At 69.7% G+C, this 15,742-nt stretch carries 7 protein-coding genes (1 of these 7 running past the window's edge); all 7 read right to left on the minus strand.

Features of this window, described 5'->3' with window-relative positions; all coding sequences use genetic code 11:
• Positions 1-9,303, minus strand: partial view of a WXG100-like domain-containing protein gene (locus M3Q35_RS19325; RefSeq protein WP_273943288.1) — the start only. Its footprint begins 26,157 nt before the window's first position; the window shows 9,303 of its 35,460 coding nt (coding positions 1-9,303); its start codon is at positions 9,301-9,303; the stop codon falls past the left edge of the window.
• Positions 9,304-9,336: 33 nt separating this feature from the next.
• Complete coding sequence (locus tag M3Q35_RS19330) at positions 9,337-10,659, minus strand: hypothetical protein (protein ID WP_273943289.1); 1,323 nt, start codon at positions 10,657-10,659, stop codon at positions 9,337-9,339.
• A gap of 37 nt (positions 10,660-10,696) precedes the next feature.
• Positions 10,697-11,128: a YbaB/EbfC family nucleoid-associated protein gene (locus M3Q35_RS19335; protein ID WP_273943290.1), complete on the minus strand. Its 432-nt coding sequence runs from the start codon at positions 11,126-11,128 to the stop codon at positions 10,697-10,699.
• Positions 11,129-11,156: 28 nt separating this feature from the next.
• Positions 11,157-14,381 carry a WXG100 family type VII secretion target gene (locus M3Q35_RS19340; RefSeq protein WP_273943291.1) on the minus strand — a complete coding sequence of 1,075 codons (3,225 nt, stop codon included), beginning with the start codon at positions 14,379-14,381 and terminating at the stop codon, positions 11,157-11,159.
• 93 nt (positions 14,382-14,474) lie between these two features.
• Positions 14,475-15,047: a hypothetical protein gene (locus M3Q35_RS19345; RefSeq protein ID WP_273943292.1), complete on the minus strand. Its 573-nt coding sequence runs from the start codon at positions 15,045-15,047 to the stop codon at positions 14,475-14,477.
• Between the two features lie 16 nt (positions 15,048-15,063).
• Positions 15,064-15,354 carry a WXG100 family type VII secretion target gene (locus M3Q35_RS19350; RefSeq protein WP_273943293.1) on the minus strand — a complete coding sequence of 97 codons (291 nt, stop codon included), beginning with the start codon at positions 15,352-15,354 and terminating at the stop codon, positions 15,064-15,066.
• Positions 15,355-15,404: 50 nt separating this feature from the next.
• Entirely contained in the window at positions 15,405-15,728 is a 324-nt protein-coding gene (locus M3Q35_RS19355; protein ID WP_273943294.1) for a WXG100 family type VII secretion target, read from the minus strand.
• Positions 15,729-15,742: the final 14 nt, after the last annotated feature.

The raw sequence follows: 15,742 nt of genomic DNA on the forward strand, positions 1-15,742 counted from the left end.
GTGGTCCTCGACCGCCAGCAAGTCGTTGGGCGTCAACCGGTCCCAGCCCGGCGCGTGCGGATCGTCGTTGAGCGACAACGCATGCGTGGTCATCGCGCCGTTGCGGTCGTGCCGCAGCCGCTCGATCTCGTTGTTGAGCCGCCACACGTGGTGCTTGAGCTCGGACTGCTGCCGCTCGCGGTCGGCCTGGTCGCGGCGGGTCAACTCGGACTTGAACGCGTCCGGCAGCAGGTCGGTGGCCTTGCTCAGCTCGCCGGCCCGGCGGCGGGTGTGCTCGGCCTCGCGCTCGAGGTCGCGCAGGTGCTGCTCGATGCCGCCCGGCTTCTGCGAGATCGCGTGGTTGTCGATCATCTGCTCGATGGCCCGGTGCCGGAACGGGTCGTCCCCGTGCACCTCGTCGAGCTCCCGCAGCTCCTCGACGCTCTTGCCGTACAGCGAGGCCTCGAACGCGCGGAACTCCTGCCGCGGCGTGAGATCCCGCGGCGGTGCGATGTTCGCCTCCCGCTCGGCGCGGGACAGCTGCTCGTCCAACTCGTGCTGCTGGCGCTCCAGCGCCGCGTCGAGCCGGTTGCGGTCGGCCTGCTCCTGGATCCGGTCCTGGTCGGCCTGCATCCGGTCCAGCTCGCGCTGGATCTCCTGCTGCTGGCGCTCGATCGCGCCGTGCTCGATGTCGTGCGCCAGCTGCTCGTCCAGCTGCCGCTGCTTGGCCTCGGCGTCGGCCAGCATCTCGGCGATCTCGGCCTGCTGGCGCTCGATCTCCTCCTGCCGGCGCTGCTCGACGAGGGCCATCATCGCCTGCTCGGCCCGGGCCTCCTGGCGTTCCTGGACGCCGCGCGAGCGGGCGTTGATGCCACGCAGCTTCTGCATGGTCCGGAAGTTGTCCTCGGCCCGTTCGAACCGCTCCCGATAATCGGGATGGTCGATCAGCTCCAGCTGGCGCCGGGACTCGTCGACACCGTGCTGGGCCTTCTGGAAGTCGGCCTCCAGCTCGTCGTCCTGCTGGCGGGTGCGCTCGTCGAACAGGCTGGAGAACATGTGCAGGAAGCCGCTGCGGGACTCCTTGCCCTCCGTGGTGTTGCGCAGCGCGACCTCGTAGTCCTCCTGGATCTTGCGCAGGCTCTCGACGCCGTCCTTGGAGACCTTGCTGTAGAGCGTCCGAACCTCCATCTCCTTGCTCACGCGGTCGTTGAGCGACTTGAGGTGGGAGGCGTCGAAGCCGGCCTTCTCGGCCGCCGAGACCTGCTTGGACAGGTGCTCGCCGAGGTTGACGATCTGGTGCCCGCCGAGGGTGGCGAGCCCGTCGGCGTTGCGGCCCTCGACGTGCTTGTCGACCAGGTTCATCAGGCCGAGCGTGTGCGACTCCGAGCGCAGCTGGGTGATCCGCTTGTTGCGGTCGTCCAGCAGCTGCCGCAGATCGTCGATCTGCTGCTGCCGGCGCTGCTCGGAGCGCTGGGTCTCCTTGCCCTGCATGAACTTGGGCAGGGCGCTGCCCTCGGACTCCAGCTTGCGGATCCGGTCCCGGAAACCGTTGGCCTCGGACGTGAGGTCGCGGACGAACTCGTTGGGGCCGCCCGGGTGCTCGACCGCGCGCTTGAGCGTCTGCATCCGCTGCACGGCATCGAAAACGCGCTTGTCCTGGCCGCCGTGCACGATGTCGGCCACGTGCTCGCCGATCTCGCGGGTGGTCTTGCCGGACAGCCACGCGTCAAGACCGGCCCGCATCTCGTCACGGTTGGGCTGGCCCAGCGCGGAGAACTGGCCGTCGCGCTGGCGGACCTCCACGTGCGGGGCGTTGTCCGGGCCGTGGTGGGTCTGCGTCTCGCCGTCGTGCACGACCACGTGCGCGCCGAGGCCGTGGGCCACGGCGTCGGGCAGGTGCTGGCCGACGTGCGACGAGTGCCAGGAGGGCGTTTCCAGGCCCTTGGTCAGCAGGTCGGCCGAGGTCGGCAGGTGGTGCTCGTTGACGACCGTATCGGTGACGTGGTTGAGGACTTCCTTGTCCCCGTGGGACATCGGCCCGTCATGCAGCGTGTCCCGGACCGACTGCCAGCGCTGCGCCGAGCCGCCTTCGAGGTCGTGCGTGAGGGCATCGCGCCACTGCCGCGTGTGGGCGTCATCGGTCAGACCTTCGCGGTTGGGCCGCAGGTCGGGTGCGACGCGCTCCAGGCCGTCCGGCCCGACGTGATCGGCCGCCCAGCGGGACAGGCCGCGGTTGCCCAGCCCCGGGAAGGCGAAGCGGTCCGGGTTCTGCCTGATGTTGGACAGCACGGTGTCGGTGGCGGACTTGACGTTCTCGCGGTTGGCGAACGGCGTCGCGCCGGGCACATCGGCGTGCTGGAAGGCCGAACTGCGCAGCACGGACTCCACGAGTCCGATGCCGTCCATGTTCGGCTGGTGCTCCTGGAACGGCTGCGGCTCCTGCTCGCGGGGATCACCCGGGACATGCTGCTCGAACGCGCCCGGCATGTCGCGGTCGTCGCGCGTGATCACCTCGGCCGGCGTGTGCCGCGTCGGGCGGTCGTTTTCCGTTGCCGGCGGGAGGGTGTCGCGGTCCAACTCCTCGCGCGGCGGCGGTGCGTCGTCGCCGAGGTGGTGGTCCCGAACGTTGGCCTGGTTGGAAATGTCCTCGATCTTGCCCAGGTTCTCGCGGGTGATCGTGTTGTCGGACCAGGCGTCCCGGCCCATCACGCCGGGCTCGTCGTCCCGGTTGAACAGCAGCTTGTCGTTCTTGTAGCCCTCGCCGAGACCGATGAAGTGCATGATCTCGTGGGTCAGGCCGGTGCGCGGATCGCGGACGTCCCAGTTGGTCTGGTTGGTCGGCGGGGCCTTGTCGACCCGGCTGTCGTGCACGTTCACCGGCACGCCGAGCAGGTCGTGCGTGCGCCAGTGCTGGTCCTTGTCGTTGCTGGACCGGGCATCCACGGTCACGTGCAGCTGGTCGCCGCTGCCCGGCAGGTTGTAGCGGTGGTTGACCGTCTCGTCGAGATGGCGCTGGAGGTCGGCGGCCATCGCGGCGCGGTCCTCGTGCGACACGGAGCCGCTCTGCGAGCGCAGGTCCAGCGGCACCGTGAACTCGCGGACCCACTTGCCCGGGCTGGACTCGAAACGCCGCACGTCGTAGCGGATGTGCTGCATCGCGCCGTCGAGCTCGCCGTCCTTGAGCCCGGACCGGTCGCCGCGGAACTGCTCGGCGATGGACTTGGCCGGGTCGAACCGCTCGGACACGAACCGGGTCGGGCGGGCGCTGTCGCTGCGGTCGCCCCACTGGTCACGGCCGGGCAGGTGACCGCCGTGATCGCTGCGGGTAGCCGTCGTGGTGGCCGGGCGGGGCGGCGCGGCGGCCGGCTCGGACCGGGCGGGCGGTGGCACGACGTCGTGCGGGCGGATGTGCGTCGGGTCGGGCACCTTGTGCGGGCCCGTGGTCGGCACCAGCTGGTCGAAGCCCTTGGGCGTCAGGTGCAGGCCGGCGTCGGACGGCTCGACCAGGCCGGCCTTGTGCAGCTCGTTGTAGGCCTTGCCGAACTGGGCCTTGGTGAGGTCGAACGACTCCAGCGTCTGCGCCTCCGACTTGCTGTCGGACAGCGACCGGAAACCCTTGGAGAAGGCCAACACCTTGGCCACCTTCTCGGCGTGCTCGGACGCCTTGGGCAGCACCTCGTGCAGCTTGTCCGACACGTCGGGCGCGTGCTTGTCGAGGATGTCGTGCACCGGTGTCTGCGGCCGCGAGTACGGCTCCGGCGACAGGTCGCGCGGGCCCTGCTCGTGGGCCGGGCCGTGCACGTTGCGGGAGCGCGACGGCGGCCCGAAGCTGGCCGGGTCGTTCCACTCCTTCATCCACGGCCGGATCGCCCTTGTCGCCGCCGGGTCGGTGTCCAAACGGGACAGTTTGACCAGCTGCTCCTCCAGGCTGGCCCGGCGTTCCTGGATCTCCGTGAGCTCGTGCGACAGCTCCGCCGCCGACTTGCCCTTGGGCGGCAGCCCCTCCTCCAAGGCCTTGTTGGCCTCGTTGAGGTCGTGCTCGATCTGCTGCTCGCGCTTGCGGATGATGTCGTGGAAGGCGTCGGCCCGCGGGCCGTTCTGCACGTGCGCCTTGGCCGTCTCGACCAGGCGGGCCTTCATCAGGTCCAGGACCTGCTTGTCCGGCAGGTGATGCAGGTTCGAGCCGTCGAGGTTGGCGCCCTTGTACTCGTTGACCCGGTCGCCCAGCGCGGTGTCCACGTGGTGGCCGATGTCGCCGCCGTTGTGGCCCGGCTTGGTGTTGATCAGGTGCGAGGCGTCCAGGAAGTCGATCAGGTCCTGGGCCACCTTCTTCACGCTGTCGTCGCCGTGCTTGGTGCGGGTCAGGATCGTCTTCGCCTTGTCGGCGCGCAGATCCTCCAGCGACAGCACGTCGATCGGCCGGCCGTGGCCGCCCGGGTCCATCGACTCGGTGTGCGGGCGGTTGCCCGGCACCGCCGACAGGCTGACCTCGTGGCCGAACCAGTTGTCGGTGCCGATGGTCAGCGGCGAGCCGACCGGCCGCAGCTGGTCCAGCTGGCCGCCGCGCTCGACGTTGCCCTTGTTCAGGTCGTTGCGGTACTCGTTGACCTTGCCGGGAATGGCCGTCTCGTTGATCGACTTGAGCACGCCGGCGCCGCGGCCGCCGTCGTCGAAGTTGCGGATCCCGCTGTCGCCGGCGACCCGGAAGTCCAGGTCGCCGATCGGCCGCAGCCCCCCGTGGAAGCCCAGCGCCGCGCCGCCGCTCAGGTACGGCTTGAGGCCCAGCTTCTGCACCGCCTCCGAGAAGTCCGCCGCGACGCGTTCCCGCGGCCGGACCACCTTCGGCTCCGGCCCCGACGACTTCTCGATCGGCTCCCTGACCGGCGGCGGCTCGGTGAACTCGTCGTTGTGCTTCCGGTCGAAGTCCGCCTGCCGGTCCCGGTGCCCCTGCTGCCCGCTGTGCGCCGGCAGATCCTCGAACCTCCGGCCGCCCTTCGGTTGCGGCGCTTCGGCCGGAGTGTGCCGGGACGGCTGCTCGTGGTCGACCGCCCGTCCCTTCCCCTTGTCGACCGGGGCGGATTCCTTGTCGTTGGGGACGTGCTCGCTGTCGTTCGGGGTGTGGCCCTTCGACCCGGGCGCGTGGTCCTTGTCGCTGGGCGCGTGGTCGTGCTGCTCGCTGTCCCGGCCGGCGGTGTCCTTGCCGCCCAAGCCCTTGTCGCCCAGGCCCTTGCTGCCCGGCTCGGTGTCCTTCGCGCCGGGCGCGTCGCGCTCGGTGGTGCCCTTGTCCCCCAACCCCTTGCTGCCGCTGCCGTGGTCACTGCCGGGCTCGTGCGGCGGGGGCGGCGGGGCGTCGTGGCCGGACTTGCCGCCGCCGGTCGCGTTGTGGTCGGCGTAGACCAGTTCCGGGCGCTCGCCGGGGAAGAAGCGGATCAGCGGCTCGGGCCGGGTGTGCGACTCGCTGTGCTTGTTGGCGATGTCGTCGAAGATCTTCTGCTGGAACTCGCCGTTCGGGCTCCAGTACATGTGCGCGCCGTGCTGCACGCCGGAGCCGCGGTTGGTCAGCATCCAGACGACGTTGTCGTAGTCCTCCTTGGGCAACGGCTTGCCGTCGTCGAGGAGGCGGATGTGGAACAGGTCGTGGTCGCCGGTGACCTTGCGGTAGCTGCCGTCCTGGGTGTGCGCCTCGACGACGCCGTCGGTGACCCGGAACTTGTTCTGCTCGGTGTACTTGTCCAGCTCGGGCTTCAAGTTCTTGTACTCGTTGGCCCGGTCGTCGAACCGCTGGTTGACGATGTCCTGGTCCTGCTTGGGCAGCTTGGCGAACTCGTCGGGCGAAGGCCGCTTGGGCTCGAACAGGCCGACCAGCCCGACGTGGTCGGGGTTGGCCCCGAGGTGCACGTCGTACTTGTTGATGGTCTTGGCCTTGATGTCGACCGGCTTGGGCACCGCGCCCTTTTCCAGCCAGCGCACCGAATCCGGGTTGCTCGGCCGGACGTCGAGCACCACGTTGAACCGGTCGGCGAAGTCGCGGAACCGCTTCTGGTTGTCCCGCGTGATGCCGAAGTCCTTCTCCATGCTCTCGTACGAGAGCGGGCCCTCCTCGTGCGGCTTGGGTGAGGACCACTCACCTTCGCGCAGGTCGTGCGGGCGCGGGGCCGGCGGCACCTGGTGCTGGATCGCGTCCATCAGGTTGGGCACGAAGTCGCCGATGCCCTCGAGCTTCAACGGCTTGAAGTCGCCGATCGGCGTGAACTTGTTGAGCGTCTCCTCGTCCAGCTTGGGCAGGCCGTGCTCGTCAAGCCCGTGCTCGACGGAGGACACGAACTTGTCGCCGGTCTCCGGTTCCGGCAACGGGTGGAAGTCCTCGACCGGCGTGTGCTCCGGCGGCCGGTTGGACGGGCCGGCGTCGTTCGACGAGCCGAACAGCTTCTTCCAGAAGTCCCGACCGCCGCCCGGGCCGCCTTCCTTCAGCCTGGTGTCGAAGACGTCGCGGGCATGCTCGGACAGTTGCCGCGCGTCGTGCGTCGGGTTGGCCCGGTTGCGGTCGACGTACAGCTCGTTGGCCACCGCGCTGCGGATGTCGTCCAGCAGCTTGGCGTGGGCCTGCTGGTCCGGGGTGAGATCGCGCCGGTTGATCGGCGGCGCCTCGTGCCGGCCGTTCATGATCTTCGACGCCTCGTCCAGGTAGTGCTTCCTGGTCTCGTTGTCGAGGGCGTTGAACTCGTCCTTGGCCCGCAGCACCCGCTGGTGCAGCTCTTCCCGCTCCTCATGCCGCTGCGGCGGAACCTCGTGCTGCTCCTCATGCTGCTGAGGCCGCTGCTCGTGATCCTGCGGCCGCTGCTCGTGGTCCTGGGAGTGCTGCTCCTGCTGGTGTTCCTGGCTCGACCCGTGTTCTTGGGTCGGGCCGTGTTCCTGGGTCGGGCCGTGTTCCTCGGTCTGCTCGTGGACCTGAGTCTGGTCGTGGGTCTGGGTCTGGTCGTGGACCTGAGTCTGGTCGTGGGTGTCGCCGGGAGTGCGGGCCGGGGCGTTGCTCTCGGTGGCGATCTTCGGAGCGTCCTTGGCCGTGGTGTCCGGCTTGCCCTTGCCCGTCTCCGACTTGACGTCGTCGGTCCTGGTCGCGACCGGCTTGTCCGTGCCACGGTTGCCGGTCGGCGTCTCGTGCTGGGTGCCCCGGGTCGGCGGCGGCGTCGACGTCTGCCGGTCGCCGCCCGTGCCCGTGTTGCGGTCGCCCCGGGTCGGGCCGTCGTGGTGGCCGCCCATCGGGACCGGCGGTGCGACGTTCTGATTCTGGTTCTGGTGCTGGGTGTTCTCGTGGTCGTCGCTCGCGGAGCGGACCTCACCGCCGTCGTGCGTGGGCGGCCGGACGCCGTGGTCGGTGAGGTTCTCCTGCGAGGTCGTGTCATGGGTCTGGACGTTGTCGTGCGGCGTGTCCGCGCGCTGCGGCACGTTCGATCCGCCGGTCTCCTGCCGCACCGGCGGCGGCGACTGCACGGACTCGTGCTGCCCGGCGTTGTTCTGCACGGTGTTGTCGTGCTGCACGGTGTTGTCGTGCTGCACGGTGTTGTCGTGCTGGACCGTGTTGTCGTGCTGGACCGTGTTGTCGTGCTGCACCGTCGGGCCGTCGTGCTCGACCGGCGGCGCGGTGTGCTGCACCGGCGGGGCATTGTGCTGGGCCGGCGGCTGCGCGGTCTCGTGCGGCGGGACGTTCTGGTTCTGCTGCGGCCCGTCCTGGTGCTGCGTCTCCTGATGCTGGGACGGCGGCACGTTCGAGGACCCACCGGTCTCGTTGCGCACCGGGGGCGGCTGGTTGACGGCCGGGCCATGACCGCCCGCGTTGCCCGGCGGCGGCTGGCTCACGGTGGTGTTGTGGTCACCGGTGTTGTTGCCACCACCGGTATTCGCCGGCGGCGGCTGATTCACCGTCGGGTTGTGACCACCAGTGTTGCTACCGCCCGTGTTCGCCGGCGGCGGCTGGTTGACCGTAGTGTTGTGGTCGCCGGTGTTGCTGCCGCCAGTGTTGGTCGGCGGCGGCTGATTCACCGTCGTGTTGTGGCCACCAGTGTTGCTACCGCCCGTGTTCGCCGGCGGCGGCTGGTTGACCGTGGCGTTGTGGTCACCGGTGTTGTTGCCACCGCCCGTGTTGGTCGGCGGCGGCTGATTCACCGTCGTGTTGTGGCCACCGGTGTTGCTACCGCCCGTGTTGGCCGGCGGCGGGGCGCCGACCTCGGTGTGGCTGCCAGAGTTGTTGCCACCGACGGAATTCCCACCACCAGCGCTGGTGTGGCTGCCGCCGACGCCGGACGGCGGACTCTCCAAACCGGACAGTCCACTGTGGTTGCCGTTGCCCTCGCCGAGGCCAAGGGATTCCTTGGGCGGCGGCACATCGAGGTTGAGATCATCCTTGATGTTGGGCATGTCGAAGTGCACGCCGTCGACGTTGCCGACGTGGATCTCGCCCATCTTGGGCACGCCGCCGTGCGCGCCGCGACCGCCACGGCCGCCGCCGATGGCACTGCCGATCGCCCCGGCCAGACCGGAGGTGACGCCGTAGCCGAGGTCCTCGGTGTCGTGCTCGGGATCCATGGCGACGTTGATGCCGGTGATGCCGAGACCGGTCAGACCGGCGTTGGTGAACAGACCGGCGACACTGTCGCCGAAGCCCCGCGACATGCCCTTGTTCAGACCGATGTGCAGGCCACCGCCGAGCAGACCGCCGAGGCCGCCCATCGCGGCGGCCATGCCGGTGTTCTGCAGGTTCCAGGAGAACTCACCCGGGTCCTTGGCCTTGAGCTTCTGGATGAGCTGGATGGCGACGTCCAGCGCGACCTGGGAGATGACGCCCATGGCGATGGCCATGGCCAACCGCCGCAGGATCATGCCGACGGTCAACCGGGTGGCGGCGATGAACACCGGCTCCATGGCCAGCGACCCGCCGAACGTCCACACCGCGTTGGCCACGGCCCAGGCCAGCTCGGCGGCCAGCAGCACCAGCTGGCCGATGATCATGTACTTGGAGTACTCGACCTGCTGCGCGGTCTTGTAGGACAGCTTGGTGATCTGCGCGCCCGCGTCGACCAGGGCCGGCAGCTGCTGGTGCATCTGCTTGACGAACTCGGCGAACTGCTGCCCGGCCGAGCCGGTCGCGTTGCCCGTGACCATCTGGAAGTACGGCTCGAAGTCCGCGGAGATGTCGTGCACGGACGTCGAGAACTCGGTCCACGCGCGCGCCAGCTCGCGCAGCTTGTCCTCGTCGCCCTTGGGCCAAGCCTGACCGGCCACGATCTTGAACAGCCAGTCGAGCTCGGACGGCATCTCCAGACTCATGGTCTGCCCTTCACTGTCCTACCGCAGTCAGGTCTACTTCTCCGGCTCGGCCGGGATCGCCGGCTCGGCGGGAAGGAATATCTCGGGCTCCAGCTCGGCGAAACCGACCGGCTCGGAGCGGTGCCTCGGCGACGTCGCCTCGCCCGGCGCGAACCGTGCCGTCGGATGCGGCGCGTTGACGTGCGACGGCGGCGTCGCGACACCGTCTGCACGGTGCAACGGCTCCCCCGGCACACCCTCGTGCCGGGGCAACGTCACCTCGCCCGGCGCAGGCTCCGTCACGAACCGCGAAGTCGCATGCGGCGCATGCACGTGGGAGGGCGGCGTCGCAATGCCGTCCGCGCGGTGCAGCGGCTCAGCCGGAATGCCCTTCTCCGCCGGCAAAAGCGCCTCGCCCTCACGTGGAAGCAGGTGCCCCATGGGCGTTCCCGGCTCGGCGGCGGACCACTTCGCGTCGGTCAACGGAACTCCCGGCGTCTGCGGGACGAACTCGCCCCGCTCGGCCGGAATCGCCGCCGCGAACCGGCCCTCGGCCGGCACGCCGGGAGTCGTGGGGATGAACTCCGCCGGCTCGGCCGGAACGGACTTCACGAACTTCCCCTTCTCGGCCGGAATCGACACGTCCTCGACCGGACGGGCCGGCACTTCCGCGGTACGCGGCAACAGGTCGTGGCGCTCGGTCGGCTCCAGCGGCACGCCGTCCCTCGACGTGGCCAGCACCGGCTTCGACGGGATCGCCGGCTTGAGCTCCTCACGCAGCGCCGGCCGCAACGGCTCCAAGGGCTCACCGTTCTCGCCGGTCGCCGGGATCCGTTCTGCCTCACGGCGCAGCGCGGGCTGCAACGGCTCGGCCGGCGTCTGCCTGGTCAGCTCACGGCGGGTCGCGCGCTCCAGCGGCACCTTCTTGTCGTCGCCGGTCACGCTGAGGTTCTTGGTGTTGCCGGGGCCATTGCCGCCCCCGCCACCGCCACCACCGCCGTAGCTGCCACCACCACCGCCGCCCCCACCGCCACCGCCGTCGCCGCCGCCCTCGCGGCGCAGCTGCATCTTGCGGGCCAGCTCCTGGTTGTGCTCTTCCACCTTCTCGTAGGCGTCGATCATCTGCCGCACGCCCTCGCCCACGCTGTGCACCACGTCGGCCATGTCGGTCACGCCGGTGAGCGTCTGGTCCCGGGCGGTGCCGTACTGCTTGAAGAAGGCGTGCCCGTTCTTGTCGTTGCCCCACGGCGTGCCGAGGCTGTCGAGGGTGTGCTCCAGCTTGGACGTGATCTGCACCAACCGGTCACCCAGGCTCTTGAAGCCGTCGACCGCGGGCGCCATGCCCTCGGTGTTGACGGACACCTTGTCGTCGGCCATGAGAAACCTCCTGTGTCGGGTGGCCGGTCAGAACTTCTCAGTCGTCGGAGACGCCGGGAATGCGCCCGTTGTCCACGTACTCGCGCAGCTCGTCGGACATGAACGGGTTGCGGGGCATGGCCTTGGTCAGGTCGGCGTCCGATCCGAACAGCGCGCTCACGTTCACGCCGGCCGGCGCGTTGGCCGCCATCAGCTCACGCTGCTGCTTGATCAGGTCGTCGCGAGCCGTGCTGAAGGTGTCGATGATCAGGTTCGACAGCTCGGTCGGCGCCATGTCCCGGTAGGAGTCGGTCAGGAACTTCAGCTCCATCAGCTGTCCCTGCGCGCCCACCGTCACCGACACCTGCTTGCGCTGCGACACACCGACCCCGGTGAGCTCCGACATCTTGCGCTGGTGCTCACCGAGCTTCTCCAGCTGCTGCTGGTAGTCGGCCATCAGCTTCTGGACGGCGTCGTCGTACTCCGACATCGTCAGCTCCTCTCCACCACGATCACGGTCATCCCAGCACTCCGGGCACATCGGAGCCGCGGCTGTCCCACTGGTCGGACCGCCGGTCGAGCAGGTCGGCCGAGGTCCGCTCGGGCTCTTCCTCGGGCTCCTCGCCCTCGGCGACGGCCGAGTCCGGCTCCGGCTCCGGTTCCGGCTCGGCGTTCGGGTCGGGCACGTGGAACGAGCTGCGCGCGCCGCTGACCTCGGGCTCCGGCTCGGCCGAGCCGGGGATGATCTTCCCAGGCCGCCAGGTTGCCAGCTTCGCCTGGTCGTCGGCCGGTGCGGGCACGCCGCGCAGGTCGCCCTGCACCCACTTGTCGTTGTCCTCCACCGGGGCGTCGGTGGCCAGGTCCTCCTGGCCGTCCTGTCCCTTGCGCCCGAACAGCCACGGCAGCACGGCGGCCGACGACGCGCCGCCGACCTCCCACGCCGTGAAGTCCTCGGCCCCGTCGTTCCCGTGCACCATGGCCACACGGTCGGGCGGCGTCGCCGGTTCAGCCGACGGCACGCCGATGTGCTCGGTGTTACCCGGGTGATGGCCGCCGTGGCCCTCGGCGAAGGCGCTCTCGCCGACCCCGCTGCCCGTCGCGAGCAGCTCCGACGCGTCCGACCGGTGACCGGCCGGCGTCGACGACGGCTGCCCCGGGGCCACGCCCGGCGTCATCATCGTCGGCATGCCGGGCGTCGGCTCGGCCGCGGTCTCCGTGACGTCGGCCGGCGTGGTGCCGTCGAGGCCGTAGAGCGTGCCGGAGCCGCCGGCCGCGCCGGTGCCGCCGGAGAGCAGCACCGACGGATCGCCGGCATAGTCGGCCATGCCGCCGCCGGGAAACGCGGTCGGATCGAGCAAGCCACTGGCATCGGACTTGGGCGGGGCCTGGTTCTGGTTGCCCATACCGCCGCCCATGCCACCCATACCCGGGCTCATCGGCATACCCGCGCCCGGTGCGCCAGGCGTACCGGCGGGGCCGCCGCCAGCCGGCAGCTGCTGGTTGTCGCCCGCGCCATCCTGGCCGAGATCGTGGACGCCGCCCGCGCCGGCCAGCGACGGGTCGTTGACGTCGGTGCTGCCGGGGAAACCACCGACCGGCGGCAGATCGGCACCGCCATCGGAGCCGGCCAGGTTGTCCAGACCGTCCAGCGAGCCGGAGCCGCCGGCCGCACCGGTGCCGCCCGAGAGCAGCACCGACGGATCGCCGGCATAGTCGGCCATGCCGCCGCCGGGGAACGCGGTCGGGTTGAGCAGGCCGCTGGCGTCCGACTTGGGCGGCGCCTGGTTCTGGTTGCCCATACCGCCGCCCATGCCACCCATACCCGGGCTCATCGGCATGCCCGAACCGGGCACGCCGGCGGGGCCGCCGCCGGCCTGCGCCAGCTGCTGCTCGTTGCCGCCGAGGCCGTCGCCGAAACCGTCCTGGCCAAGGCCATGGTCGCCGGTCAGCGACGGGTCGTTGACGTCGGTGCTGCCGGGGAAACCGCTCACCGGCGGCAGATCAGCGCTGCCGCCGCCGCCACCGCCGCCCGCGCTGGTCAGGTTGTCCAGACCCTCCAAGCCCTTCAGACCGTCCAAACCGGACAGTCCGCCACCGCCGCCGGACGCGCCGTCGCCGCCGTGCAGCAACGTGGACGGGTCGAACACGTCGCCGTCCAGCGAGCCCGGGAACTTGGTCGGGTTGAGCAGGCCGCTGGCGTCGGACTTGGGCGGCGGGTTGTTCTGCCCCATGCCGCCCATGCCACCGCCCATGCCACCCATCGGCGGCATGCCGCCGGCGCCGAGCTGGTTGTTGTTCGCACCGCCAAGACCGCCGCCGGTGCCGTCACCGAGGCCGGGGAACTGGTTGGGGGCGTTCTGCTCCAGGTTGTTGGCCAGGTTCTTGAGGTCGTCGAGGCCGCCGCCACCGGCGCCGCCCAGCTTGTCGTCGCCGAGGCCGCCCGCGCCACCACCACCGCTGCCACCGAGGCCGGTGTCGCCGGGGAAGCCGCTGACCGGCGGCGGGCTGAACTTGGTGTTGCCGAGGCCGCTGCCGTCCTGGCCGCTGGTGTCGTTGAACAGGTCGTTGTTCTTGCCCAGCCCGTCAAGGCCGCTGTTGCCGAGACCACTGTTGCCAAGGCCCGTGTTGCCAAGGCCGCCGCCACTGCCGCCGAGGCCACCGGGGAACTGGCTCACCGGAGGCGGCACGAAGTTGCTGCCCCCACCGCCACTTCCGCCGCCGGCGCCACCGCCGAGGCCGTCGCCACCGAGACCGTCGCCACCGCCCGGGAACTGGCTCGGGGGCGGGATCGCGGCCAGGTTGTTGCCGCCGAGGCCACCTCCGCCGCCACCACCGCCGCCGAGGCCGTCGCCGCCAAGACCATCGCCACCGCCGGGGAACGGGCTGATGGGCGGCGGCTTGAAGTCGCTGCCGCCACCGGTGCCGCCACCGCCACTGCCCCCACCGTCACCGCCACCGTTGAACGCGTTGACGGGTGGCGGCTTGAAGTCGCTCCCGCCGCCTCCGCCGCCACCGCCGCCGTCGCCGAAGGGGTTGTTGTTGCCGTCGCCGAACGGGTTGTTGTTGCCACCGCCGTCGCCGCCACCGGGCGGCGGCGGGATGTTGAAGTTGCTGCCGTCGTTCGGGCCCGGCAGGTCGTCGGGGCTCGGCGCCGTGAAACCGTCGTTGGTGACCGCGTAGTGGCCGGACAGGTTGGTGATGACCTTGCGCATGTCATTGGTCATCATGTCCACGATGACCTGGTCCTCGTGGACCATGACGTAGCCGTTCTTGTCCTTGCTGGCCCCGCGGGCCAGGGCCTGGTCGGCGTACCACTGGTCGATGGCGTGGATGGTCTGGATCGCGGTGTCCAGCCGGACGCCGTTCTGGAAGACCTGGTTGGGGATGTTGTCCGCGGCGATGTCGCCGCCAAGCACCTGCGCGTTGGCCTTGATGTTCTGGCTGAGCTGGTACATCTTCGTGTTGAAGGCGGAGGCCGCCTCGCCCTTCCACGGCGCGTCGTCGCCGTAGGACAGGGCGTCGGCCTGGTCGCGGATGCTCTGGCCGACCATCTCCAGCGCGCCCTTGACGTAGTTGAGCGCGTTGGCCGCGTCCTTGAGCGACTGCGGGTTGGACAGGCCCGAGTTCGACGCGCTGCCGTAGTAGCCGACGATGGCCGTCATGATCTTGTGCCAGTCCCAGGTGCTGAAGTCGTCGGGCGTGCCCTCGCCAGGGTTGTTGTTCGTCTCGCTCGGGTCAGCCATTTCCGCTCCAGCTCCTTGAACCGACTACACACCGGCCGGCCGGCCACCCGTCCATTGTGGACGGGCGACCGGCCATCAGCCGGTCAGGACCCGCTACTTACCCTTGCCGAACGCCGAACCGGCGTCGCCGACGGCGCCGATGTCGGTGCTGACCCAGCTGTCGTTCAGAGCCCGATTCAGCTGCTGGCCGGTCATCTTGTTCAGGTCGTCGACGTTGTCGTAGTCCTTGGCCATCTTGACCACGGCCTCGTGCACGTCGGTGACCGTCTTGATGGTCTTCTTCAGCACCGTCTCGAAACCGGCCTGCATCATGCCGGTGCCGTCGTTGGCGGTGAGCATGGTCTTCATGACGTGACCGGTGTTGAAGTCACCGGCCTCGACCGGCTTGAGGTCCTGGAGCTTGGTCAACGCGTTGTTGAGCGGCTCCTTGAGCTTGTCGATGTTGTCGGCGAACACCTTCAGCGTCGCCGTGTGGACCTCGGTCTTGCCGCCCTTGCCGTCGCCCTTGGTGCCGGGCACGTCCGGCGGGGTGAAGCTCGGGTTGTCCGGCGTGCCGGTCGCCGTGGTGAAGCCGGGGATGTTGTTGGTGTCGAACGGCTTCGCGTCGGGCTTGGGCGGCGGGGGTGGCGGCGGGATCGTGCTGCCGTCGAGTGTGCCGTACGTCATGACGAACCTCCTTCGGTCACACGCCCCACTTGGAGGAGCCGACCCGCTCCGCCTCGAGGATGTGGTTGCGGATGTCTTCCAGGTCGCGCTGGGCCAGCGCGAGGTCGCTGGTCATGGTCTCGTGGGCCTGCTCGTACTGGGCCTCGACCGTGACGAACGCGTTCTTGGTGTCACCCTCGAACTCGTTGGTGTGCTGCTTGACCTGCTGCGACAGCGTCTCGCCGACCTGGTTGAGGTGGTTGGCCACGGCCTGGATGGACTGCGAGATGTCCTCGACGACGTGGAGTTCCATGGAGTAGTCGGACATTGTCTCCTCTTTCGTACGGGTCTACAGGGGGAACGGAAGGTGAGGGAGGCTCAGATGCCCAGGCCGCTGGTGTGGCTGCGGGCCTTGCCGGCGACCGAGATGATGTTGTCGTTGGTCGCGCCGTACAGCTTGGCCGTGTCCAGCATCGTCTGCTGCATCTCCTTCAGCTTCGCCACCACCTGCTTGGCGCCGTCCTGGAAGGAGTTCATGGCCTCGTGGTAGGTCGAGGCGGCCTGCCCGGTCCACACGCTGGCCAGCGTGTCGCAGTGCTGCTGAAGGTTCTGCAGCTCCTTGTCCGCGCCCTGGATGGCGTCGTCCTGGCTGGTCGCGGTGTTGTACAGCTCCTGCACAGTCACCTTGGAAACGGAAGCCATGCGGTTTCACTCCT

It is taken from the genome of Kutzneria chonburiensis, assembly GCF_028622115.1.
GTDB classification, from domain to species: domain Bacteria; phylum Actinomycetota; class Actinomycetes; order Mycobacteriales; family Pseudonocardiaceae; genus Kutzneria; species Kutzneria chonburiensis.